The sequence below is a fragment of the Gammaproteobacteria bacterium genome (genome assembly GCA_016705365.1).
GTDB lineage: Bacteria > Pseudomonadota > Gammaproteobacteria > Pseudomonadales > UBA5518 > UBA5518.
On record JADIYI010000006.1, the window covers coordinates 211012 to 235625 of the forward strand.

A 24614-nucleotide genomic window follows, 5' to 3' on the forward strand; every position below is an offset into this window, starting at 1 on the left:
GAAATTCGGATCAGGGGTTTGGCCAGCGCGGCACCTGCATGCCCAGCGCATCACGCAGCAGCTTGTCCTGCTGCGCGAGATGCAGTGCCGCGTAGCCGGCGGCGGGCGAAGCCGAAGCCTCACGGCCCGCGTATTCCAGGTAGAGGTCACGATTGTGCCCGCGGATGACCTGGCGCATATGGTGCTGGCTGCTGAACCAGGCACCCTGGTTCTGCGGCTCTTCCTGACACCACGCAACTTCCAGCACCCCGCGATACGGCGCGATCGCCGCGAGCAGTTCCTGCTGCGGAAACGGATAGAGCTGTTCGATGCGCACGATCGCAACGTGATCGAGCTTGTGCTCGTTGCGCATGTCACGCAATTCGTAGAACACCTTGCCGCTGCAGAACACGATCCGGGTGACTTCCGCGGGCTCGATGTCATCGATCTCGCCGATCACGTTGTGAAAGCCCCCGTCGGCGAGTTCCTCCAGTGTGGATACCGCGTCCTTGTGACGCAGCAGGCTCTTGGGGCTGAACACCACCAGCGGCTTGCGCACCGCACGCACTACCTGGCGGCGCAGCAGGTGATAGATCTGCGCCGGCGTGGTCGGGATACATATCTGGATATTGTGCTCGGCGCACATCTGCAGGAAGCGCTCGAGACGCGCCGAGGAATGCTCCGGTCCCTGCCCTTCGTAACCGTGGGGCAGCAGCATCGTCAGGCCGCACAGACGTGACCACTTGTGCTCGCCGCTGGTAATGAACTGATCGATCACGATCTGCGCGCCATTGCCGAAATCACCGAACTGCGCTTCCCATACGACCAGCGCGTTGGGCTGGGTGGTCGCGTAGCCGTATTCGAATCCGAGCACCGCGAGTTCGCTCAGCAGCGAATCGTGGATCTGGAACTCGGGCTGGGCCTCGAACAGGTTCGCGAGCGGCACATGGATGCTGCCATCCTTCTGGTTGTGCAGCACCGCGTGGCGGTGGGAGAAAGTGCCGCGCCCCACGTCCTGGCCGGTCAGCCGCACCGGATGTCCTTCCTGGAGCAGCGTCGCATACGCCAGCAGCTCCGCATAGCCCCAGTTCACCGGCATCGCGGCCGCGGTCATCATGCGCCGGTCTTCGTAGATCTTCTGGACCTGGCGTTGCAGCACGAAGCCATCCGGTACCGCGCACATGCTGGTGCCGATCTGCTGCATGTACCCGAGTTCCAGGCGGGTGTCGGCCGGCGCCGTGGTCGAGTGTCCGAGATAGGGTCGCCAGTCGACATAGAGTTCCGGGTTCGGCGTGGTGACCAGCGCCTTGACCACGTGCCGGCCGCTCTCCAGCGCGGCCCGGTAATCGGCGATCAGCGCCTGCTCCTTGTCCGCGCCGAGCACGCCTTCGCGGACCAGGCGCTCGGCGTAAATGGTCCGGGTGCTCGGGTGATTGCGGATCTTCTGGTAGGTCAGCGGCTGGGTGGCGGCGGGTTCGTCGGCCTCGTTGTGTCCGCGCCGGCGGTAACAGACCAGATCGATCACCACGTCCTTGCGGAACTGCTGGCGGTAATCCATCGCCATCTGGGTCACGAACAGCACCGCCTCGGGATCGTCTCCGTTGACGTGGAATATCGGTGCCTGCACCATCTTTGCCACATCGGTGCAGTATTCCGTGGAGCGCGCGTCCTCGCGACAGCTGGTGGTGAACCCGACCTGGTTGTTCACCACGATATGGATCGTGCCGCCGGTCCCATAGCCGCGCGTCTGCGACATCTGGAAGGTTTCCATCACCACGCCCTGGCCGGCAAAGGCCGCGTCGCCGTGGAGAATGATCGGGATCACCTGGTCGCGGTCACGATTCCTGCGCCGGTCCTGGCGCGCCCGCACCGAGCCCTCGACCACCGGTGCGACGATCTCGAGGTGCGAGGGGTTGAAGGCCAGCGCGATATGCATCTCGCCGCCGGCGGTCATGATGTTCGAGGAAAAGCCCTGGTGGTACTTGACGTCGCCCGAGCCCTGGTAAATCGCGCGGCCTTCGAACTCCTCGAACAGGCTCGCCGGATTCTTGCCAAAGATATTGACCAGCACCGCGAGGCGGCCGCGGTGCGCCATGCCGACCACGATTTCCTTGGCGCCGTAACTGCCGCCGCGCTGGATCAGTTCGTCGAGCATCGGAATCAGGCTTTCACCGCCCTCGAGCCCGAAGCGCTTGGCGCCCGGATAGCGCGAGGCGAGGAACTGCTCGAGGCCCTCGGCCGCGGTCAGGCGCTCGAGCAGGTGCAGCTTGACGGAGCGGTCGTACGCGGGTGCCGAGCGCACGCTGTCCATGCGCTGCTGGATCCAGCGCCGCTCCTCGGTAGAGACGATGTGCATGAACTCCGCACCGACCGTGCCGCAGTACGTGTGCTCGAGCGCCTGCACGATTTCACGCAATGTTGCCTCGGTCTTGCCGATATACAGCGTGCCGGTCTGGAACACGGTATCGAAATCTGCTTCCGACAACCGGTGAAACGACAACTCGAGGTCGGGGACGTGCTCGCGCACCAGCAGGCCGAGCGGATCGAGATCAGCCTTCTGGTGCCCGCGCTGGCGGTAGGCGCTGATCATCTGCACCACCCGCACCTGCTTGCGTTCGTACTCGGTGCTTATACCCTGGGCAGCCTCGCCGGCCGGGGGCCGCTGCTTCTGACGCCCGAGCAGCGCAAAATGCTCGCGTACCGTGGAGTGCGGGATATCGATCTGGATGCCATCGACCTGGGGCAGCTTGTCGAAGTAATTGCGCCACTCGCCGGCAACGGAGTTGGGATCGCGCAGGTAGGCCTCGTACATGGTCTCGACATATGCCGCGTTGCCGCCGGAAATATGCGAGCTGCGCCACAGCAGCTCCATGATGCTTTGTTGCATATTGTCCTGCCCTGGGCTTCCGGGAATGGCTGGCGATCGATCGCGCGCGGCGCGTTCAGGTACCGCGCGCGAGCAGCATGTTGCGGATATGACCGATGGCCCGGGTGGGATTCAGGCTCTTCGGGCATACCGCGACGCAATTCTGGATGCCATGACAACGGAACACGCTGTAGGGGTCATCGAGTTCGGCGAGCCGCTCGTCGGTCGCGGTATCGCGGCTGTCGACCAGAAAGCGATAGGCCTGCAGCAGGCCGGCCGGGCCGATGAAGCGATCCGGGTTCCACCAGTACGAGGGGCAGGAAGTCGAGCAACAGGCGCACAGGATGCACTCGTAGAGCCCGTCGAGTTTCTCGCGATCCTCGGGCGATTGCAGCCGCTCGATCGCCGGCACCGGCTGATCGTTGATCAGGTAGGGTTTCACCTTCTCGTATTGCTGGTAGAACATGCTCATGTCGACCACCAGGTCGCGCACCACCGGCAGACCCGGCAGCGGGCGGACCACCAGGCGATCGCTGCGCACGGTTTCCGACAGGGGCGTGATGCAGGCGAGCCCGTTCTTGCCATTCATGTTCATGCCATCCGAGCCGCACACCCCCTCGCGACAGGAGCGGCGATAGGTCAGTGACGGATCCTGGGCTTTCAGCAGCTCGAGCACATCGAGCACCATGAGATCCTTGCCCCCGACGTCGACCCGCAGATCCTGCATATACGGTTCGCGATCGGTCTCGGGGTTGTAACGGTAAACGCTGACTTGCAACATGAGTGACCCCTGATCAGTACGTGCGCTTCTTCGGCTGGAAGGTATCGACGGTTTTCGGCTGGAAGTTCACCGCGCGCTTCTCGACCCGCTTGCCCGCGGGGAAGTACAGCGAATGGCACAGCCAGTTATCGTCATCGCGGTCCGGGAAATCCTCGCGCGCATGGGCGCCGCGGCTCTCGGTACGCTGTTCCGCGGAGATCGCGGTCGCCTCCGCGACTTCCAGCAGGTTCTGCAGTTCCAGCGCCTCGTAGCGCGCCGTGTTGAATGCGTGCGATTTGTCGGAGAGATGCAGGTTCTCGACACGCGGGCGCAGTTCCGCGAGGCTCTGCACGCCCTTGCGCATGAATTCACCGGTCCGGAACACGCCGAAATAGTTCTGCATCACGGTCTGCAGTTCCTTGCGCAGCGCGGCAACGCTCTCGCCCTCCTTGGAGGCGTTCAGGCGGTTCAGGCGGTTCATCGCCTGGTCGACATCGGTGTCGGACGCAGCGCGGTAATCGATGCCCTCACGCAGCGATTTCTCGATGAACATGCCTGATGCGCGCCCGAACACGATCAGGTCGAGCAGCGAGTTTCCGCCCAGACGATTGGCGCCATGCACCGACACGCAGGCCACCTCGCCGCAGGCGAACAGCCCCGGGACCGCCTGTTCCTCGCCGTTGGCGTTGCGGGTGAGGGCCTGGCCGTTCACGTTGGTCGGAATGCCGCCCATCATGTAATGACAGGTCGGCACCACCGGCACCGGGTCCTTGACCGGATCCACGTGGGCAAAGGTCTTGGACAACTCGCAGATTCCCGGCAGCCGCGACTGCAACACTTCCTCGCCGAGGTGATCGAGCTTGAGATCGACGTGATCGCCATTGGGTCCGCAACCGCGGCCGGCGAGAATCTCCAGCACTATCGAGCGAGCCACCACATCACGCCCGGCAAGATCCTTGGCATTCGGGGCATAACGCTCCATGAAGCGCTCGCCGTCCTTGTTCAGCAGGTAGCCGCCCTCGCCGCGGCATCCCTCGGTCACCAGCACGCCGGCGCCGGCGATGCCGGTCGGATGAAACTGCCACATCTCGATGTCCTGCACCGGGAACCCGGCGCGCAGTGCCATGCCGATGCCGTCACCGGTATTGATGTGGGCGTTGGTGGTCGAGGCGTAGATGCGCCCGGCACCGCCGGTGGCAAAAACCGTGGCGCGGGATTTGACGTAGACCGTTTCGCCGGTTTCCATGCAGATCGCGATCACGCCGACCACGGCGCCATCCTGGTTTTTCACCAGGTCAACCGCAAACCATTCGTTCAGGAACGTCGTCTTGTTCTTCAGGTTGGCCTGGAACAGGGTGTGCAGCAGGGCATGGCCGGTACGGTCCGCCGCTGCACAGGTGCGCGCGGCCTGGCCACCCTCGCCGTAGTTCTTGCTTTGCCCTCCGAACGGGCGCTGGTAGATGCGTCCTTCCGCGGTACGCGAAAACGGCAGCCCGAGATGCTCCATCTCGAAAACCGCCTGCGGCCCCTCGGAACACATGTATTCGATCGCGTCCTGGTCGCCGATGTAGTCCGATCCCTTGACGGTGTCGTACATATGCCAGCGCCAGTCATCATCGGGATCGTCGCTCGCGATCGCACAGGTGATACCGCCCTGGGCGGACACGGTGTGCGAGCGGGTCGGATAGACCTTCGAGATCACCGCAGTGCGAAAGCCCGACTGCGCCAGCTGGAGCGCCGCGCGCATCCCGGCGCCACCGCCACCGACGATCACGCCATCGAAGCTGATTGTGCGAATTCTTGCCATCGATCAGTTACCCCACAAGATCTGGACACCCCAGACGAGATACACGAACAACACCAGCGCATAACCGCCCTGGAACACGAGGCGTAGACCGGTGGCTTTCGGGCCCAGCAGCCGCACCGTCAGGTAGTCGGTGCTGACGGTCCACATTCCGATCCAGGCATGCACGACCAGCGACAGCAGCGCCATCATGCTGAACACCTGCATCGCCGCATTGCTGAAATACGCTTTCCACTGCGCATAATCGAGCTCGGGATGCAGCAGCACGAAGCCGCCGACGCACAGCAGGTAGGCCAGCAGTACCACCGCTGTACACCGCTGCAGCAGCCAGTCGGAAAGACCGCTGCGTCCGAAACTGGTGACCGTGGTTACCATATCCATACTCCTGCAAGAACGATCAGAACCGCGGCCACGGTAAACGTGATGCGCGCCGCGCGGACTCCACCGGCGAGCGAATCGCCGATTCCGAAATCCATGAACAAATGCTTTACACCGGCCACACTGTGGTAGATCAGACCGGCGAGGACCGCCCATAAAACAAATTTCGCCAGCGTCGAACCGAGCAGTTCCCGTACCCGGGCGAAACCCTCGGCGGAGTCCAGCGACAGGCCCAGCAGGCAGAGCAGCACCGCGATGCCCACGAACAGGAAAACGCCTGTTGCACGATGCAGTATGGACGCTTTGGCGCCGATGGGCAGGTTGATGGTGCCCATATCAAGATTCACGGGTCTGTTGGGTTTCACGATTCTGATACCTTCCTTTGGCCCCGAGCGGGGAAACGCAAGTAGAAAGAACTGGGAAGTGGCTGTCGCACACCACGGGGGCAGCGTCCGGACGCCTGTGCATCTACCGGAGCAGCTCTTGGGAGCCCCGGCGAATCGCGGCGAATTATAGGTAGATGGCGATGCGATTACAAACAGCCGGAGCGGCTATTTCATTGACAACTCAGCGGCGCGCTCGATAGAGTTACGCCTCGCCGCGCCGGCCATCCGCTGCAAGGAGTATCAAGCATATGACGGGAAAAACCGCCACATTGACCATCGAGGGCGCAGCGACGGAGCTCACGTTGCCGGTCCACTCCGGCACGCTCGGCCCCGATGTCATCGATGTGCAGGGCCTCACCTCGCAGGGCTACTTCACCTACGATCCGGGTTTTGTCTCGACGGCGGCCTGCGAAAGCAAGATCACGTTCATCGACGGCGACGAGGGCATCCTGCTGCACCGCGGCTATCCCATCGAGCAGTTGGCGGAAAAATCGGATTATCTCGAGACCTGCTACCTGCTGCTGAACGGCGAGTTACCGAACGCGGCGGAGAAGGAAAAGTTCGTGAGCACCGTGATCCGCCACTCCATGGTTCACGAACAGCTCCAGTTTTTCTACCGCGGATTCCGCCGCGATGCGCACCCTATGGCCATCATGTGCGGTGTGGTCGGCGCCCTGTCGGCGTTCTACCACGATGCGCTGAACATCACCGACGAGGAGCATCGGCAGATAGCGGCGTTTCGCCTGATCGCGAAGATGCCGACCATTGCCGCGCAGTGCTACAAGTACTCGATCGGCATGCCGTTCATGTATCCCGACAACTCGCTCGACTACTCCTCGAACTTCCTGCACATGATGTTCGGCAATCCCTGCGAGAAGACCCGCGTCAACCCGGTGCTCGCAAAGGCGATGGATCGCATCTTCCTGCTGCACGCGGATCACGAGCAGAATGCCTCGACCTCGGCGGTGCGCCTGACCGGCTCGACCGGCGCCAACCCGTTCGCCTGCATCGCGGCCGGCATCGCATCGCTCTGGGGACCGGCGCATGGCGGCGCCAACGAAGCGGTGCTGAACATGCTCGAGCAAATCGGCGATGAATCGCGCATCGGGGATTTCATCGATCGCGCCAAGGACAAGAACGACCCGTTCCGCCTGATGGGATTCGGTCACCGCGTGTACAAGAATTTCGATCCGCGGGCCAAGGTCATGCGCGAGACCTGTGACGAGGTGCTGGCGGAACTCGGCCTCGAGAACGATCCGATGTTCCGCATCGCCAAGCGGCTCGAGACCATCGCCACCGAGGATCCGTATTTCGTCGAGAAGAAGCTCTACCCGAACGTGGACTTCTACTCGGGTATCATCCTGCGTGCGCTCGGCATCCCGAGCAACATGTTCACGGTCATATTCGCCACCGGGCGCACCATAGGCTGGATTGCACACTGGCACGAGATGATCAGCGCCAGCTACAAGATCGGCCGCCCGCGCCAGCTCTACACCGGCTACACGGCGCGCGATTACGTGGCAATCGACAAGCGCGGCTGATCGGCAGCCCCGAGCACACCACAACCTGTGGTGGAGCGGTTTGCCCGCTCCATGCCATATATGTTTGTCTGGAAGCCGTTTCGCGCCACGCTTGCTCGAGTGGCCGGCTCCTCTCAGGTCCAGCTGCGCACCGTCGTCTCGATGTTCTCCAGACCCTCGTGGCGGAGATCCTTGCCCTTAACCAGGTAGAACACGTATTCGGCGATATTGCGCGAGTGATCCCCGATGCGCTCGAGCGCGCGCAGCGCCCACATGATGTTCATGACCCGCGATATCGAACGCGGATCCTCCATCATGTAGGTGACCAGCTCGCGCGTCGCGGAGCGGTATTCCTGGTCCACGGTCTTGTCGCGGCGCACCACTCCCAGCGCAATTTCCAGGTCGAGCCGCGCAAATGCATCGAGCGAGTCATGAAGCATCTCGCGTACCGTGGCGCCAATATGCCGCAGCTCGTAGTAGCCACGCGGTGCCGCGCCCTCCTCGGTCAGCTTGAGTGCCAGCTTGGCGATCTTTTTCGATTCGTCGCCAATGCGCTCGAGATCGCGCACCGTCTTGGTGATCACCAGCACCATACGCAGGTCGGATGCGGCGGGCTGACGCTTGACCAGGATCCGGGTGGCCTCGTCATCGACCGAAACCTCCATCGCGTTGACCTGCTTCTCGCGCACGAGTATCTCCTCGACCTTGCCGCTGTCGGCCTCGATGATCGCGATCAGCGCATCCTCGATCTGGCGCTCGACGAGACCGCCCATGCCGAGCACATGGCTCCTGATGGCCTCGAGATCAGCATCGAATCTGTGCGAGATATGCGGCTCCAGCTGTGGCTTGTCCATGGTGTTCCCCTGTTGCTCGCGCTAGCCGAAACGGCCGGTAATGTAGTCCTCCGTCAGCTTGTGCTGCGGGGTAGTGAATATCTCGTCGGTAGAGCCTACTTCTATCAGCCGGCCGAGGTGGAAATAGGCGGTGCGCTGCGAGACGCGCGCAGCCTGCTGCATCGAGTGGGTCACGATCGCGATCGTGAAGTTCTCGCACAACTCTTCCATCAGTTCCTCGATCCGCGCGGTGGCGATCGGATCGAGCGCCGAGCACGGTTCGTCCATCAGGATCACCTCGGGGTCGATCGCGATGGTCCGCGCGATACAGAGGCGTTGCTGCTGCCCGCCCGAGAGCCCGGTACCGGGCTGGTCGAGCCGGTCCTTGACCTCCTCCCACAGGCTGGCCCGGCGCAGGCTGTTCTCGACGACCTCGTCGAACTCGCTGCGCCGCGTGGCGAGACCGTGTATCCGCGGACCGTAGGCCACGTTCTCGTAGATCGATTTCGGAAACGGGTTGGGCTTCTGGAACACCATGCCCACGCGTGCGCGCAGTTGGACCACGTCGAGCGCCGGATCGTAGATATCCTCGCCGTCGAGTTGCAGACTGCCCCGCACGACGCAGCCATCGATGGTGTCGTTCATGCGGTTCAGACAGCGCAGGAAGGTGGATTTTCCGCAGCCCGAGGGCCCGATCATGGCGATGATCTGGTTGGGCGCGATATCGAGGCTGATCGAATGGATCGCCTGCTTCTCGCCGTAGAACACATCGACCTCGCGCAGCGCCATTTTCGGCGCCGCGACAAAGGCCTCGCCAACCGTAGCGCCGTGATCGCGCCGGTACGCGGCATCTCCGTCCATAGACTGCTTTTCCCGATCGTTCATTGAAAGACTACCAGCGCTGCTCGAAGCGGTTGCGCAGGAACACTGCCAGCGCGTTCATCAGCACCAGGAACACCAGCAGCACCATGATCGCGGCCGAGGTCAGCGCGGTAAAGCCGCGCTCCGGGCTGTCGGCCCACAGATAAATCTGCACCGGCAGCACCGTCGCCGAATCGAGCAGGCCACCCGGCACATCGACGATGAACGCCACCATCCCGATCATCAGCAGCGGCGCGGTCTCGCCGAGCGCCCGCGCCATGCCGATGATCGCGCCGGTCAGCATGCCGGGCAATGCATTCGGCAACACATGATGCAGCACCATCTGCACCCGCGAGGCGCCGAGCCCGAGCGCCGCCTCGCGCAGCGATGGCGGCACCGCGCGGATCGCGGCGCGACTGGCGATGATCACGGTTGGAAAGGTGACGAGCGTGAGCACCAGTCCGCCAACCAGCGGTGCCGAACGCGGCATGCCGAACAGGCCGATGAACATCGCCAGACCGAGCAGGCCGAAGATGATCGAAGGCACTGCGGCGAGATTGTTGATATTGACCTCGATCAGATCGGTCCAGCGATCGCGCGCGGCGAATTCCTCGAGATAGATCGCCGCCGCCACGCCGAGCGGAAACGACAGCAGCAGCGTCACCAGCAGGGTGAGCATCGACCCCACCGCCGCGCCCCGGATTCCGGCGAGTTCCGGATCACGGCTGTCGCCGCCAAGGAGAAACCGGGTGTTGAAACGCAGCTCCAGGGCGCCGGCTTCGTCGAGGCTCCGCAACCAGCCCGCCTGGTTCTCGCTCAGCCCGCTTGCCGGATTGCCGATGACATCGGCTTCCTTGACGTAGCCGTCGACCCGGGAGCTGGCGAGCAGCCAGCGGCTCTCGCGCTGACCGAGCAAGGCCGGATTTGCGCTCAGGTGATCACGCAGATCGTAGGCCGCGCTGCCACTCAGCAACTTGTTCAGTTCGCGTTTCTGTGCACGCCCACCGACTTCGGGAAAGCGCAACCGCAACGCATCCTTCAGCACGCTCTCGTAATCGGCGCCCTGGAGCTCCTGCTCGCTCGGACGGGGACCGACCCCGAGCAGTTGCGGATCGTAATGCAATTCGAGAGCGATCAGGGTGTGCTGGAACGCCGGGTAACCCTTGATCGCGATATCGGTGAACAGGAATACCAGGCTGGCCAGCGCCATCAGCACCGAAAGCATGCCGTACAGCCGGAAGCGCTGTTCACGGCGGTAACGGCGGCGCAGTCCGCGGCGCACGATCAGGATGGTGGGTTCGCGTTCCTGCTTACTCATATTGCTCCCGATACCTGCGCACGATGTGCAACGCGAAGATGTTCAGACCGAGCGTTACCAGGAACAGCACCAGCCCGAGCGCGAATGCAGCCAGCGTCTTGGGACTGTCGAATTCCTGGTCCCCGACCAGCAGCGTCACGATCTGCACCGTTACCGTGGTTACCGACTCGAAGGGGTTGGCGGTGAGACGCGCCGACAATCCCGCCGCCATCACCACGATCATGGTCTCCCCGATCGCGCGCGAGGCCGCCAGCAGCACGCCTCCGACGATGCCCGGCAGCGCGGCCGGGATCACTACCCGCTTGATGGTTTCGGAGCGGGTGGCGCCGAGCGCGAGCGATCCATCGCGCATGCCCAGAGGCACCGCGTGAATGATATCGTCCGCCAGCGAGGAAACGAAAGGGATGATCATGACGCCCATCACCAGGCCTGCGGCAAGCGCACTTTCCGAGGAGGCAGCCAGGCCGAGCGCGTGGCCGAGATCGCGGATCAGCGGCGCCACCGTCAGCGCCGCGAAAAAGCCGTAGACCACGGTCGGGATGCCGGCGAGGATTTCCAGCAGCGGCTTGAGGCGGCTGCGCATGCGGCGGCTGGCATATTCGCTGAGATAGATCGCCGACATCAACCCGACGGGTACCGCGACGATCAGCGCGATCGAGGAGATCAGCAGGGTACCGGCAAACAACGGTACCGCGCCAAAACGCCCCGAGGAGCCCTGCTGGTCCGCGCGCAATGCGATCTGCGGGCTCCACTCCAGGCCGAACAGGAATTCCACCGGCGAGACCATCTGGAAAAAGCGCCATGACTCGAATATCACCGACAACAGGATACCGAGCGTTGTCACCACGGCCATCACCGCGCACAGCAGCAACAGCCTGGTGAAAATCCGCTCGACCACCACCCGTGCGGCAAATCGCATCGATACGCGGCGCCAGGCCAGCGCCGCACCGATCACGGCGGTTGCGCCGGCACCCAGCGCCATGCCCCATTGCGATTGCCGGCGCAACTCGATCAGGCGCAGCGCCGCCGTGAGCAGCGCGGGATCGCCCGCGTCGCGGGCGGGGTCTCCGGCCAAGATCGCGATCGAGTTCAGCAGCAGGCCATGATCCTGGCCCAGCAATTCAGGGGGAAGCGAGCCAAGCAACAACTGCTCGATCAGCATTCCGTCGAACGTCAGCCACACCGCCATCACCAGCAACGCCGGCAGCAAGGCCATCAGCGCCACATAGGCTCCGTAATGCGAAGGCAGCGCGGGCAGCGCACGCACCCCGCCATGCGCCACGGCAACGGCTGCGGCGCGGGAACTGCCCTGGTAGTACCCGGCCAGCGCGCAGGCACAGATCACGATCAGCAGCGTTCCCGGACTCATTCCACCATCTCCAGAAAATGATCGACCGGCCACCGTCCTCGGGTGGCCGGTCGAGCGCCCGGCTCCAGTTCAGAGCGAGAACAACTTCATGCTCTTTGCATCATTCACGGCGCTGCGGTACAGCTCGGGAGGCAATGCGATCAGGCCGCGATCGGCCAGGTAACCGTCTTCGCCCATCGCGCGCACGCTGACGAATTCGTCGACGAACTCCCGGATTCCCGGAATCACGCCCACATGGGCCTTCTTCACGTAGAAGAACAGCGGCCGCGATACCGGGTAGCTGCCATCGGCGATCGATTCATAGCTCGGCTCCACGCCGGCGATCCGGCTGCCCTGCACCTTGTCGGCATTCTCCTCCATGAAACTGTAACCGAAAATACCCAGCGCCCTGGCATTGGCGCCGAGCTTCTGCACGATCAGGTTGTCGTTCTCACCCGCTTCGATATAGGCGCCGTCTTCACGCACCGCATGGCAGATGGCCTTGAATTTTTTTTCGTCCTGATCCTTGATCGCCTTTATCCAGGGGAATGCCTTGCAGCCCCCTTCCATGGCGAGTTCCGCAAATGCGTCGCGGGTCCCCGAGGTCGGCGGCGGGCCGAGCACTTCGATCGCGGTGGCGGGCAGTGCCGAGTTGACCTGCTGCCAGGTCTTGTAGGGATTCGCGACCAGGGTTTCGCTGCCATCGGGATTTGGCACAGCCTTGGCGAGCGCCAGCCACAGATCCTTTGGGGTGAGGTCATAGATCGGCGCTTCGATCGAGTTCGCCACCACGATGCCGTCGTAACCGATCGTCACTTCCACCACCTCGCCGACACCGTTCTTGCGGCAATCGTCCAGTTCCCCCTGCTTCATGCGCCGCGAGGCATTGACCACGTCAGGGTACTGCACGCCGACCCCGGCGCAGAACAGCTTGATGCCACCGCCGGTTCCGGTGGACTCCACCTTGGGCGTGTTGAAACTGCCACTCTTGCCAAAACGTTCCGCAACCACGGTCGAAAACGGGTATACGGTGGATGAACCCACGATGCTGATGGTATCGCGCTGCGCCAGGGCGACAGGTATGTTGCCGAGCGCAACGAGTGCAATTGCAGAACAGAGCAGTTGTTTCACAGGATTCTCCCGGTTTGAAGGTGGATGCCGGCGCGACGCGTACAGCAATCCGAGCAGCGGCGTCAGCCTATGCCCGGTTCATGACAGGAACATGACATCAGTCCGCGCGCACGCGCTCCGGGCGAAACCGGCACCTGAAGGTGCTGCCGACACCCGGCCGGCTGCTGATGTCGAGTTCCCCGCCGAGGCGCTTCAGCGCGTGCTTGACGATGGCGAGTCCGAGTCCGGTGCCGCCGCTTTCGATCGAGCGACTCTGATCGACACGGTAGAAGCGTTCGGTCAGACGCGGAATGTGGATGGGGTCGATACCGATCCCGTTGTCGCTGACCTCGACCACCGCGGCCGCGGATTGCACCACGCAACTCACCCGGATGCTGCCACCGGGGGCCGTGTACCTGACCGCATTGAATATCAGGTTCGAGAACACGCTCTCCAGCGCCGTACGCTCCCCGAGAATGCGCAGGCCGCGCGTGCAGGCGAGTTCGATCTGGCGCTCCCCGCGGCAGGAGGCCAGCGCATTTTCGCGCACCGAATCGAGCATCGCGCAGACGTCGATCCACTCCTCCCGCGCCGCGGCATCCGGACCGCCCTCGAGCTTCGACAGCAACATCAGGTCGCGCAACAGGAACTCCATGCGTTGCGCCTCGCCCTGCATCTGCGCCAAAGCCCGCTCCACCACCGGCGATTGTCCGGCCTGCATCTGGACCAGCGTATCGACATAGCCGCTGATCACGGTGAGCGGGGTGCGCAGCTCGTGCGAGATATTGGCCACGAAGTCGCGGCGCATGGTCTCGAGATATTTCATCGCACTTGTATCGCGCACGAACACGATCTTGCTGCTGGCGCCGAAGGCCGTCGCCTGCAGCTCCAGCACCCGTCCGGAGAGCGTCAGTTCGAAGCTGCGCTCGAAATCCTGGCGGTTCAGATACGCGGCGAAATCCGGATTGCGCACCAGGTTGAGCAGTTGCTGACCGACATCCTGCGGATAACGCAATCCGAGCAGGCCGCTGGCGCTGGCATTGCACCATGCGATCACGTTGCCGGCATCGAGCATCACCACGCCATCCTTCAGCGCCGCGTAGGATTCGCGCAAATGCGCCAGCGCACCGCCGACTTCGTCGAGACGCTTGCGCAGCCGGGCCTGCTGATAGTACATACGGTCGCCGATATCGCCGAGCATGCCACCAAGTACCGGCGATTCGCGGCGCAACGCATCCTCCGCCAGCCAGTGGTGCAGGCCGAGCAGGCGGCGGTAGCTGATCAGCTGATAGCACAGGACCCCGAGCGCAAATCCTGCCCAGCAGGCATCGAGGGCTCCCCCGAGACCCGCGCCGAGCAGCGCCAGCGCCGCCAGCAGCAACAGATCACGCGCCCATCCGACCGGCCGCATCTCAGCTCGGCGCCGTTTGCGTGGAGAAGCGATAACCGGTACCGCGCACCGTTTGCACGAAGCGCTCGCAGCCGGTGTTGCCGGACTCGAGCGATTTGCGCAACCGGCGTACATGGACGTCCACGGTGCGCTCGTCGATATACACATTGGCGCCCCAGACGTTGTCGAGCAATTGCGCGCGCGAATAGGCACGGTCCGGATGGCTCATCAGGAAATGAAGCAGCCTGAATTCGGTCGGGCCCATAGCGAGGGCCTGGCCGCCGGCATGGACGCGATGGGCGAGCGGGTCGAGACGCAAGCCATCGAACTCCAGCGTACCGCCCTCGTTTGCGGGAGCCGCGCGGCGCAACAGGGCGCGAATCCGTGCGATCAGCTCGCGCGGCGAAAACGGCTTGGTCACATAATCGTCGGCACCGCCCTCGAGACCGTGCACGCGATTTCCCTCCTCGGTTTTCGCGGTCAGCATGATCACCGGAAGGCTGGCCGTCATTTCGTCCTTGCGCAGGCGGCGCAGCAATTCATAGCCGTTGGTGTCCGGCATCATCCAGTCGAGCAGCACCAGGTCCGGGCTTTGGTCGACGATCCGTGCATGGGCCTCGCGCGCGTTCGCGGCCTGCAGACAGTCAAACCCGGCCAGTTCCAGGGCGAGCTGCACCATATCGCGGATCGAGGATTCGTCATCGACTACCAATACCGTCTGTTTATTGCTCATTCGGGGACCGGATTCCACCTTGCTGACCATGACGCGACAAGTAGACGACAGAATTGTGACAGATTGATTATCCACCGGGTGCACGGAGCAGGAACAACCGGTGCGGCAAGGGCTTGCGATTGAAGTCCGGATCGCGGCTCTGCTCGCTCAGATCGCTGATCCGCAGATCGCCGAGCGCTGCGGCGTCGAGCCGGAACCCGCGGCGATTGGTCGAGAAGAGCAGCGAGCCGCCGCTCTCGAGCAGCGCGAGGGCCGCGCGAATCAGCATCACGTGATCACGCTGGACATCGAGCGTGTCCTCCATGCGCCTGGAGTTCGAGAACGACGGCGGGTCGAGAAATATCAGATCCCAGCGGCGTTTCTGGCCCTCCATCCAGCGCAGGCAGTCGGCGCGCTCCAGTTCATGGGAGTCGCGATCGATGCCGTTGAGCGCCAGGTTGCGCGCCGCCCAGTCGAGATAGGTCGACGACATGTCGATGCTGGTGCTCTCGCGGGCGCCACCGAGCGCCGCGAACACCGTCGCCGAGGCCGTATAGCAGAACAGGTTCAGGAAGCGCGTATCGCGCGCCATCGAGGCGATCAGGCGCCGCGCCGGGCGGTGATCGAGAAACAGCCCGGTATCGAGAAAATCACGCAGGTTCACCAGCAGCCGCGCCGGCCCCTCGCGAACCTCGATGAAATGATTGTCGCGCGCGAGACGCTGGTATTGAGCGCTGCCACGCTGGCGCGTGCGGGTTTTCAGCACGATACGCGCCGGCGCGATCCGCAGCACTTCGACGAGCGCCGCGCGCACATCGGCGAGTCGCTCGCGAGCAAGCGCCGGATCGATCGATGCCGGCGGGGCGTACTCCGCCACGTGCACCCAGTCGCCGTAGCGATCCACCGCCACCGCGTATTCCGGGATGTCCGCGTCGTAGACCCGGTAACAGGCGGGCTTTTCGGCCGCGAGCCAGGGCTTCAGGCGACGCAGATTCTTGCGCACCCGGTTGGCGAACATCGCCGCGCCCTCGCCGAGTTCCCGCGGCGGCTCCGGCCTCGCATCGGGGGCTTCGGCGTCCCGGGTCTTGCGCACACTCGCCTGCGGTTCATGGATCAGCAGGCGGCAATCGATGGGACCATTCCTGAATCGGTACTGACGCCCAAACTCCAGGCCCGTGCATTCGGGCAGCGGGCCGTCGGTGGTGAGTATCGCGGCGCGCCAGCCGGCGAATTCCTCGCGTATCAGGTGCCCGAGTTCGGCATACAGCCCGCGCAGCTTCTCCACCTCGCCGAGGCGCTCGCCATAGGGCGGGTTGCAGATCAGCAAGCCGCCATGCCCCTGCATCGCAGTGGGACGCTTCTGTTGCGCCAGCGCGGCGTGCATAAACACGATATGAGCGTCGGTGGCGGCGGCCAGCGCACTGCTTCGCGCATGCTGCAGCACGCGGGCGTCGACATCGGCTCCCGCGATCGGACCCAGGCCCGCAATCCCTGCCACCCGCGCCGCGGTCGCGGCATTGCACATCCGCGTCCACAACCCGGCATCGTGTCCGGCCCATTTCTGGCGCGCGATGGCGCGCGCCTCGCCCGGAGCGGCACCGGCGGCCATCAGCGCGCCTTCGATCAGCAGCGTGCCCGAGCCGCACAGCGGATCGTAGAGCGCGCCGCCCGCCGCCGCGATCTCGGGCCAGCCCGCGCGCAGCAGCAAGGCGGCCGCAAGATTCTCCTTGAGCGGCGCGGCGCCCGTGCCGCCGCGATAACCACGCCGGTGCTGCGCCTCGCCCCCGAGGTCGATCGACAGCCCGACCCGCCCGCGGTGCAGGCGCGCCGCGACCCGGATATCCGGTGCACGCACATCGACATCCGGACGGGTGCCGGTCACCGCGCGCAGGCGATCGACCACGCCGTCCTTGACCCGGCGCGCACTGTAGAGGCTGTTGCGCAATTCATCGGAGGTGCCGACAAAATCCACTGCCATCGTGGCGCCGGGCGTGAAGTGCTGCTCCCAGGGCAGATCGACCACGCCCTGATACAGGGTCTCGGCATCACGCGCATCGACCTCGGCCACGACGACCAGCACACGGCTCGCCACCCGTGACCACAGACACGCGCGATAGCCATCTTCCAGGGTGCCGGAGAATTGCACGCCCCCGGCGCCGGCGCGGGCATCGCGGATACCCGTGGCGCGCAACTCCGCCAGCAGCAGCTCCTCCAGACCACGCGAACAGCTGGCGAAAAAGCGCCGATGGCGCAGCTGGCTGCGCCCCGTTTCCGGGCCGGTATCGCGGCTCATCCACGCTGCCCGGTGCGGATTGCCTGTACCGCCTCGCCGATCAGCGCCGGGCCGTGATAGACAAATCCGGTATAGAGCTGCACCAGGTCGGCACCGCTACGCACGCGCTCGAGCGCATCGGCGCCGCTCATGATGCCGCCGGCACCGATCAGTGCGATCTCGCCGCCGAGACGCTGTGCCAGCTGCTGCATTATCGTGTTGGCGCGCGCCGTCAGTGGCGCCCCGCTCAGGCCGCCGGTTTCCGTGCCATCCGGCAGCCCCTCCACACCCGCGCGCGATACCGTGGTATTGGTCGCGATCAGGGCATCGATACCCTGGCGGCGGGCACTGTCGGCAACCGCGGCGAGATCCTCGGGGGCGAGATCGGGCGCAATCTTCAGCGCCAGCGGCACACGCTTGCCATGGGTCTGGGCCAGCACATCGCGCCGCGCGACCAGCGCCCCGAGCAGCGCCTCGAGCGGCGCGCCGAACTGCAGATCGCGCAATCCCGGGGTGTTCGGCGAAGACAGGTTCAGCGTGACATAGGATGCCACCGCATAAACCCGCTCGAGGCAATACAGGTAATCCTCGGCGGCGCGCCCGAGCGGGGTGTCCTTGTTCTTGCCGATATTGATACCGAGCACCCCGCGGTAGCTCGCTTCGCGCACCCGCTTCACCAGGTGATCCACCCCGGCGTTGTTGAAACCCATGCGGTTGATCAGCGCGCCCGCCCGCGGCAGCCGGAACAGGCGCGGACGCGGATTGCCCGGTTGCGCACGCGGCGTGACGGTGCCGATTTCGAGAAAGCCGAAACCGAGCGCCGCCAGGGCGTCGATATGATCCCCGTTCTTGTCGAGACCGGCCGCGAGCCCGACCGGGTTCGCAAACTCGAGCCCCATCACCCGCACCGGACAACTCCCCTCCCCGGCCCCGAGCAAGGGTGCGGCCAGGCCACAACGCGCCATGAACTCGAGCGAACCGAGCGTCAGCTCATGCGCGGTCTCGCCCGGCAACAGGAACAACAGCGCGCGCAGCGGCCGGTAGGGAATTTTCATGGTCTGGCGTCACCGGCAGGGCACATCAATGAGCCAATCCCGTCACCGGCTGCGACAGCTCGAGCAGACCACGCACCGCCACCGCGTACATGGCGTATTCCTGGACATGCGCGTTGCGGATTTCGGCCACTACCCGCTGCCAGCGCTCGACACCGACAGCCTGGCCCTGCAACCATTGCTCGGGGCGGGCGATCGCATCCGGTGTGCGGGCCACTTCACGCGCCACCCACGCCACGATCGAGCGTACCTGCCAGTCGAGTTCGTCGAGAAACGAATCGCGCGCCATGGCCTGCCAGTAGTTCTCGACCTTCAGCGCCGTGATCTGCTTGCCGAACCAGTAGAAATCCAGTCGTTCGTTCAATTCGAACGCGATCCGCGCGACCACCTCCTCCGCCAGATCCTGGGTGCGCGCCACCTCCACCATGCCGAGCGCTCCGATCAGCATCGTGGAACCCGCCAGCGCCAGCGCCACTTCCCCGGATATTCCGGCATCCTGCAGATCGTGGTGACGCCGCTCCCAGGCTGCCTTCTGCTCGCCGTGCACCAGCTCCTGCATCCCGAGCTGGATCGCGCGCACCTTCGGCGCGAAGAACTCGACCTCGGCGCGCACATCGAGGTGCCCGCGCCGGTTGCGCACGAACCAGCGCGCGGCGAGCCGGATCAGGCGCTGCAGGTCCGCATAGACCTCGAGCTGACGCGCGGCCGGTATGGAGTTGTCCAGCGCCTCGATCGCCTGCCACCAGCGATGCAGGTCGAACACCTCGCGCGCCACCACGTAGGCACGCACGACATCGGCCACCGGCGTGGCGGCGGACTGGCTCATGCGCTCGATGAAGGTGATGCCCATGAAATCGACCAGGTCGTTCGCCAGTTGCGTGGCGACGATCTCGCGCCGCAACGGATGCTGGTAGAGGTCGTCGCGAAAGCGTTCGCACAGGGCAACGGGAAATGCCGTCTCGATGCTGCGCGCCAGGTAATCGTCCTCGGGAATATCCGAGGCGAGAATATCGAGCTTCAGCTGCCCCTTGACATAACAGGTCAGCACCGCGAGCTCGGGCCGGGTCAGCCCCATGCCCTTGATGCGCCGTTCGACCAGCGCCTCGTCACTGGCCAGGAACTCCAGGCCCCGGTCGAGCAAGCCACGACTCTCCAGCGAGCTGATAAGGCCGCGGTACTCGTTGATCCGCAGCTGCGCCTCGCGCTCGGCAATGCTGATCGCCTGCGCCTGGCGGTAATTGTTGCGCAGCACCAGCTCGGCGACCTCGTCGCGCATTTCCTCGAGCAGCCTGACACGCTGCTTTTCGGTCATGTCGCCCGCTGCCATGACCCGGTTGAGCAGGATCTTGATATTGACCTCGTGATCCGAGCAATCCACGCCACCGGAGTTGTCGATGAAATCGGTGTTGCAGGCACCGCCGCGGCTCGCGAACTCGATCCGCGCGAGCTGGGTCATACCGAGATTCCCGCCCTCGCCCACCACCCGCGCACGGATCCGGCAGCCATCGATGCGCACCGCGTCGTTGGACTTGTCGCCGGCATCGGCGTGGCTCTCGCTGCTCGCCTTGAAGTAGGTACCGATCCCGCCGTTCCAGATCAGGTCGACGGGCGCGGCGAGTATCGCCGACATCAGCTCCGATGGCGTCAGGCGCTCGGCATCGCAGCCGAGCACACGGCGCATCTCCGCACTCAGGGCTATGGACTTGGCCGTGCGCGCAAATACTCCGCCACCGCTCGAGATCAGGCTCGCGTCGTAGTCCGCCCAGCTCGAGCGCGGCAACGCGAACAGCCGCTCGCGCTCGGCAAAACTGCGCGCAGGATCGGGGTCGGGATCGACAAAGATGTGCAGGTGGTTGAACGCCGCAATCAGCTTTGCATGCGGCGAGCGCAGCAGGCCGTTGCCGAACACATCGCCTGACATGTCGCCGATACCGACCACGCTGAATTCGCTCTGCTGCACATCGAGGTCGCGCTCGCGGAAATGGCGTTGCACCGACACCCACGCACCGCGGGCCGTGATCGCCATTTTCTTGTGGTCGTAGCCGACGCTGCCGCCCGAGGCAAAGGCATCGCGCAACCAGAAATCGTAGCGCGCGGAAATGGCGTTCGCGATATCCGAGAACGATGCGGTGCCCTTGTCGGCCGCCACCACCAGATAGGGGTCGGGATCGTCATGGCAGACCACCGCCGGTGGCGCTACCGTATTGCCGTCGACCAGGTTGTCGGTCAGATCGAGCAGGCCTTGCACGAATATCTCGTAACAGGCCACACCCTCGGCCTGCACTGCCTCGCGCGTGGCATCGGGACGCAGCTGCTTCAGCACGAATCCGCCCTTGGCGCCTACCGGCACGATCACCGCGTTCTTGACCTGCTGCGCCTTGACCAGGCCCAGCACCTCGGTGCGAAAATCCTCGAGCCGGTCGGACCAGCGCAACCCCCCGCGCGCGACCTTGCCGCGCCGCAGGTGGATCCCTTCCATGCGGGTCGAATACACCCAGATCTCGAATTTCGGCACCGGCCGCGGCATGTTCGGCAACGCCACCGAGTCGAACTTGAACGAGAAATATTCCTTGGCCACACCGCCGGCATCAGGCTGGAAACAATTGGTGCGCAGGGTCCCGTTGATCAGCTCCAGATAGGAACGCAGGATCTGGTCCTCGTTCAGCTGCGCGACCTGCTCGAGCGCCGCGAGAATGCGCGCCGCGACTTCCTGCTCCGCCGCCGCACGCCGCTCGCTATCGAGTGCCGGCGCCGGATCGAAACGCGCCCGGAACAGCTCGATCAGATCGCGCGCGATCCCGAGATGGCGTCCCAGCGTCTCGGCGACGAACTGCTGCGAGAAGTTGTAGCGCAGCTGCTTCATGTAGTGCGCGTAGGCGCGCAGGATCGCGGCCTCGCGCCAGCCGAGCCCGGTACCGACGATCAGGCGGTTGAAACCGTCGTTCTCGGCACGCCCGGCGAGCACGTTCAGAAACGCCGACTCCACCGCGGCGCTGATCGACGGCACGTCGATATCCTCGGACAGCGCATAGACCAGGCTGAAGTCGTGCACCCACAGCTCGCGCTGGTCGGAGCGGCGCAGCCGATAGGGGCGCTCGCCAAGCACCCGCATCCCGAGATTCTCGAACATCGGAATCACGTCGGAGAGCTCGACCGGACGATCGGCGCTGTAGAGCCGGAAATGCAGCAGGTCCTCGGCCTCGCGGATATTGCGGTAAAGATGCACGCCGAGCTCGCCTGCACTCTCCAGCGCGCTGAATTTCCGTATGTCCGCCACTGCCATCGGCGGGTCGTTGTCATCGCGGTAACCGGCCGGAAACGCGCTGCCGTACAGACCGACCAGCGTCGAACCCTGCTCCTCGCCGAACTCCTCCAGCAACGCGGCCGCCAGCTGATCCTGCCACTGCTGCGAAATGCGCACGATGAGATCTTCGAGTTCCTCCTGGTCGAAATCGGGCTGCTGTCCGGGGCACAGGCGCATCACGAAATGCGTGCGCACCAGCAGCGACTCGGAGAAGAAGGTCGTGAACTCGGACTCCTCGGCACCAAGTGCATCCATCAGCAGGTTTTCGATCCTGAGGCGCAACTCGGTGCAGTAGATCTCGCGCGGCCAGTACACCAGGCAGGAGGCGAAGCAGTAGCGCCGGTCCGGGCGGATGAACAGGCGGATCTTGCGGCGCTCCTGGATGTGAAAGATGCGCATCGCGGTGTGATAAAGGGTATCGACATCGCTCTGGAACAATTCGTCGCGTGGCAGCACTTCGAGCACGCGCTGCAGGGCGCGCATACGGTGACTGCTGGTGGCCGGGCGCGAGCGCTCGATGACCTGCGCGACCTTGCGCCGCACGATCGGGATATTGTCGGGGTCCATGGTGTAGACCACCGCGGTGAACAGCCCGAGAAAGCGGTGCTGCCCGTTGACCCGTCCCTCGCTGTCGAAACACTTGATCGAGATATAGTCGGGATACGCCACCCGGTGCACCCGCGAGCGGCGCGATGACTTGAAAAACACCACCTGCACCGGCAGCAGGTCCGCGGGACTGGAGGCGTCCCGGATCTCTTGCTCGAGATCGCTGACGCCCGAAGTCTCGCGCTCGCGCAGCAGCCCGAGGCGGGTATCGGCAACCGTGACTACCCGCGCCGTGCCCGTCGCCCAGTCAACGCCGAGCTCCTCGTAGCCGAGGAAGGTGAAGTTGCCATCCAGCAACCACTCGAGCAGGGCCCGGTTCTCGCTCCAGTCATGCTCGGAGATCCCGTCGGAAAACGACCCGAAATCCTGCACCAGGGTGCGCAGGCGGCCGCACATCGGCTCGAAATCCGATACCACGGTCTTCACCTCGGAGACCACGCTGGCGAGGCTGCTCTCGAGCTCGATCAGCAGCGCCGGGTCGGTGATCCGCGAGACCTCCATGTAGATCAAGGCTTCGCGCACGCGCTTGCTGCCATCGGCAGGCACGGTGGCGGGATAGAGATACAGCAGCTCGTTATCGCTGTCGCGCTGCACCGTGAGATCAGAGCTGATCAGCATGTGGATCACGATATTGCGCCGGTTCAGCTCCAGGCGCAGCGACTCGGCCACGAACGGCATGCCGTCGGTCAGCACCATGATCGCGGTGTGGCGCGATGACCAGCCGAATTGTTCGAAACTGGGATTGAAAATGCGGATCTTGGGCGCGCGCCGATCGTAGTCCTGCAGGTACTGCCAGGCGTAATGAATGGTTCCGTAGACGTCGACCGGCTTGCGCTCGCGCACGTCCTCGAAATCCATCCCCGCCAGCACCTCGGCCGCGAATCCCTTGAGCACCGGGTGGTCCTTGCCGGGCGAGCGGCGATCGATCTCTTCCTCGAGAAAACCGAGAAACCGCTCCTTGCTCTTGCTGTCGCTCATAACGTGATCACGCCCCGGTATTGCGCGAATGCGCGAAAGCGCGCAAACAGTGCCGCGCAGGATACTATGGAACCAAGATGCGGGCGACCGGTCGAAGCGAGCGGAATACGTATCCTCGAATCGCTTTTCACCGCGCCGGGTCGCGTAGAATGCGCGCCTCGTGCAATTTCCGGAGCATCGATCCCCGTGAGCAGATCCAGTGAATCCGTAGGCCAGTTGCAGCAATGGCTGGCGACCGAAGTCATCGGACAGGAGAACCTCGTCGAGCGACTGCTGATCGCGTTGCTCGCCGACGGCCACCTGCTGGTCGAGGGAGCCCCGGGCCTGGCCAAAACGCGCGCGATCCGCCAGCTCGCGCGCGGCATCGAGTGTGATTTCCAGCGTATCCAGTTCACTCCCGACCTGTTGCCGAGCGATATCACCGGCACCGACATCTATCGCCCGGAAGACGGCAGTTTCCGCTTCCAGCGTGGCCCCATATTCCACAACCTGGTGCTGACCGACGAAATCAATCGTGCCCCGGCCAAGGTGCAGTCGGCGCTGCTGGAAGCCATGGCCGAGCGCCAGGTGAGCATCGGCGGCACCACCTATGAACTGCCGCCGCTGTTTCTGGTCATGGCGACTCAGAACCCGATCGAACAGGAAGGCACCTACCCGCTGCCCGAGGCCCAGCTCGACCGCTTCCTGATGCATGTGCGCGTCGGCTATCCGGAGCGCGAGGCCGAGCGCGAAATCCTGCGCCTGGCACGTCGCGAAGCCGCGGAACACCCTGGCGTGCCGCCGGCTGTACTCAGCCAGGAAGCGGTTTTCGGCGCCCGGGCTGAGATATTGTCATTGCATATGGCCGAGCCGGTGGAGGAATACATCATTCATCTGGCGCTGGCCACACGTGGCAATGCGACGCTGCGCCAATGGCTGGATTACGGTGCCAGCCCGCGCGGCACCATTGCGCTCGATCGCTGCGCCCGTGCCCACGCCTGGCTGCACGGCAACGATTTCGTCGCACCCGCCAATGTGCAGGCGGTGGTGCACGATGTGCTCCGCCATCGGCTGATCCTCAACTTCGATGCCGAGGCCGCCGGCATGAGCACGGATGGAGTGATCGACGAACTGCTGAACTGCGTCCCGGTCGCCTGA

17 protein-coding genes are annotated in these 24614 nt (G+C 64.3%); 2 read left to right on the plus strand and 15 right to left on the minus strand.

What is annotated here, in order from left to right:
* Positions 1-10 precede the first annotated feature (10 nt).
* The 5 genes from IPF49_06955 to sdhC are packed head-to-tail and all read right to left on the minus strand — an operon-like array spanning position 11 to position 6152.
* A complete protein-coding gene (locus tag IPF49_06955) occupies positions 11-2866 on the minus strand; it encodes a 2-oxoglutarate dehydrogenase E1 component (GenBank protein MBK6287362.1) in 2856 nt (951 codons plus the stop codon).
* Positions 2867-2921: 55 nt separating this feature from the next.
* A complete protein-coding gene (locus IPF49_06960) occupies positions 2922-3626 on the minus strand; it encodes a succinate dehydrogenase iron-sulfur subunit (GenBank protein ID MBK6287363.1) in 705 nt (234 codons plus the stop codon).
* Between the two features lie 13 nt (positions 3627-3639).
* Positions 3640-5412 carry a succinate dehydrogenase flavoprotein subunit gene (locus IPF49_06965; GenBank protein MBK6287364.1) on the minus strand — a complete coding sequence of 591 codons (1773 nt, stop codon included), beginning with the start codon at positions 5410-5412 and terminating at the stop codon, positions 3640-3642.
* A gap of 3 nt (positions 5413-5415) precedes the next feature.
* Positions 5416-5784, minus strand: coding sequence for a succinate dehydrogenase, hydrophobic membrane anchor protein (gene sdhD, locus IPF49_06970; protein MBK6287365.1), 369 nt, complete (start codon positions 5782-5784; stop codon positions 5416-5418).
* Positions 5778-6152, minus strand: a complete 375-nt coding sequence (gene sdhC / locus IPF49_06975) for a succinate dehydrogenase, cytochrome b556 subunit (GenBank protein ID MBK6287366.1) — start codon at positions 6150-6152, stop codon at positions 5778-5780. Before sdhC ends, sdhD begins: the two co-directional genes overlap by 7 nt.
* A gap of 269 nt (positions 6153-6421) precedes the next feature.
* On the opposite strand from sdhC, the gene gltA reads away from it, so the two are divergent.
* Complete coding sequence (gltA, locus tag IPF49_06980) at positions 6422-7714, plus strand: citrate (Si)-synthase (GenBank protein MBK6287367.1); 1293 nt, start codon at positions 6422-6424, stop codon at positions 7712-7714.
* 113 nt (positions 7715-7827) lie between these two features.
* On the opposite strand, the gene phoU is transcribed toward gltA, so the two are convergent.
* The 10 genes from phoU to IPF49_07030 all read right to left on the minus strand — a co-directional run bounded on the left by phoU (position 7828) and on the right by IPF49_07030 (position 23477).
* Positions 7828-8547, minus strand: a complete 720-nt coding sequence (gene phoU, locus IPF49_06985) for a phosphate signaling complex protein PhoU (protein ID MBK6287368.1) — start codon at positions 8545-8547, stop codon at positions 7828-7830.
* A gap of 21 nt (positions 8548-8568) precedes the next feature.
* Positions 8569-9411 carry a phosphate ABC transporter ATP-binding protein gene (locus tag IPF49_06990; protein MBK6287369.1) on the minus strand — a complete coding sequence of 281 codons (843 nt, stop codon included), beginning with the start codon at positions 9409-9411 and terminating at the stop codon, positions 8569-8571.
* A 7-nt stretch (positions 9412-9418) separates the two neighbouring features.
* Entirely contained in the window at positions 9419-10705 is a 1287-nt protein-coding gene (gene pstA, locus IPF49_06995; protein MBK6287370.1) for a phosphate ABC transporter permease PstA, read from the minus strand.
* On the minus strand, positions 10698-12074 hold the full coding sequence (gene pstC / locus IPF49_07000; GenBank protein MBK6287371.1) for a phosphate ABC transporter permease subunit PstC: 1377 nt from the start codon (positions 12072-12074) through the stop codon (positions 10698-10700). The genes pstA and pstC overlap by 8 nt, the downstream gene beginning before the upstream one ends.
* A gap of 69 nt (positions 12075-12143) precedes the next feature.
* Positions 12144-13184 (minus strand): PstS family phosphate ABC transporter substrate-binding protein, encoded by a 1041-nt coding sequence (locus IPF49_07005; protein ID MBK6287372.1) that lies wholly within the window; start codon positions 13182-13184, stop codon positions 12144-12146.
* Positions 13185-13281: 97 nt separating this feature from the next.
* Positions 13282-14574 (minus strand): phosphate regulon sensor histidine kinase PhoR, encoded by a 1293-nt coding sequence (gene phoR / locus IPF49_07010; GenBank protein ID MBK6287373.1) that lies wholly within the window; start codon positions 14572-14574, stop codon positions 13282-13284.
* Position 14575: 1 nt separating this feature from the next.
* The gene (gene phoB, locus IPF49_07015; protein ID MBK6287374.1) at positions 14576-15286 is read right to left on the minus strand and encodes a phosphate regulon transcriptional regulator PhoB; all 711 of its coding nucleotides are present in this window, start codon (positions 15284-15286) and stop codon (positions 14576-14578) included.
* 67 nt (positions 15287-15353) lie between these two features.
* Positions 15354-17558, minus strand: coding sequence for a bifunctional 23S rRNA (guanine(2069)-N(7))-methyltransferase RlmK/23S rRNA (guanine(2445)-N(2))-methyltransferase RlmL (gene rlmKL / locus IPF49_07020; GenBank protein MBK6287375.1), 2205 nt, complete (start codon positions 17556-17558; stop codon positions 15354-15356).
* A complete protein-coding gene (locus IPF49_07025) occupies positions 17555-18592 on the minus strand; it encodes a quinone-dependent dihydroorotate dehydrogenase (protein MBK6287376.1) in 1038 nt (345 codons plus the stop codon). The genes rlmKL and IPF49_07025 overlap by 4 nt, the downstream gene beginning before the upstream one ends.
* Before the next feature lie 25 nt (positions 18593-18617).
* Positions 18618-23477, minus strand: coding sequence for an NAD-glutamate dehydrogenase (locus IPF49_07030; protein MBK6287377.1), 4860 nt, complete (start codon positions 23475-23477; stop codon positions 18618-18620).
* A 66-nt stretch (positions 23478-23543) separates the two neighbouring features.
* Here IPF49_07030 and IPF49_07035 point away from each other — a divergent pair, with 66 nt between their 5' ends.
* Positions 23544-24614 carry a MoxR family ATPase gene (locus tag IPF49_07035; protein ID MBK6287378.1) on the plus strand — a complete coding sequence of 357 codons (1071 nt, stop codon included), beginning with the start codon at positions 23544-23546 and terminating at the stop codon, positions 24612-24614.

Coding starts and splice junctions, on each gene's coding strand:
- IPF49_06960 (MBK6287363.1), bottom strand. CDS start 3,626: ATGTTGCAAGTCAGCGTTTACCGTTACAACCCCGAGACCGATCGCGAA.
- phoR (MBK6287373.1), bottom strand. CDS start 14,574: ATGCGGCCGGTCGGATGGGCGCGTGATCTGTTGCTGCTGGCGGCGCTG.
- IPF49_07030 (MBK6287377.1), bottom strand. CDS start 23,477: ATGAGCGACAGCAAGAGCAAGGAGCGGTTTCTCGGTTTTCTCGAGGAA.
- IPF49_06965 (MBK6287364.1), bottom strand. CDS start 5,412: ATGGCAAGAATTCGCACAATCAGCTTCGATGGCGTGATCGTCGGTGGC.
- pstC (MBK6287371.1), bottom strand. CDS start 12,074: ATGAGTCCGGGAACGCTGCTGATCGTGATCTGTGCCTGCGCGCTGGCC.
- IPF49_07025 (MBK6287376.1), bottom strand. CDS start 18,592: ATGAAAATTCCCTACCGGCCGCTGCGCGCGCTGTTGTTCCTGTTGCCG.
- IPF49_06990 (MBK6287369.1), bottom strand. CDS start 9,411: ATGAACGATCGGGAAAAGCAGTCTATGGACGGAGATGCCGCGTACCGG.
- gltA (MBK6287367.1), top strand. CDS start 6,422: ATGACGGGAAAAACCGCCACATTGACCATCGAGGGCGCAGCGACGGAG.
- IPF49_06955 (MBK6287362.1), bottom strand. CDS start 2,866: ATGCAACAAAGCATCATGGAGCTGCTGTGGCGCAGCTCGCATATTTCC.
- IPF49_07035 (MBK6287378.1), top strand. CDS start 23,544: ATGGAACCAAGATGCGGGCGACCGGTCGAAGCGAGCGGAATACGTATC.
- rlmKL (MBK6287375.1), bottom strand. CDS start 17,558: ATGAGCCGCGATACCGGCCCGGAAACGGGGCGCAGCCAGCTGCGCCAT.
- pstA (MBK6287370.1), bottom strand. CDS start 10,705: ATGAGTAAGCAGGAACGCGAACCCACCATCCTGATCGTGCGCCGCGGA.
- phoB (MBK6287374.1), bottom strand. CDS start 15,286: ATGAGCAATAAACAGACGGTATTGGTAGTCGATGACGAATCCTCGATC.
- sdhD (MBK6287365.1), bottom strand. CDS start 5,784: ATGGTAACCACGGTCACCAGTTTCGGACGCAGCGGTCTTTCCGACTGG.
- phoU (MBK6287368.1), bottom strand. CDS start 8,547: ATGGACAAGCCACAGCTGGAGCCGCATATCTCGCACAGATTCGATGCT.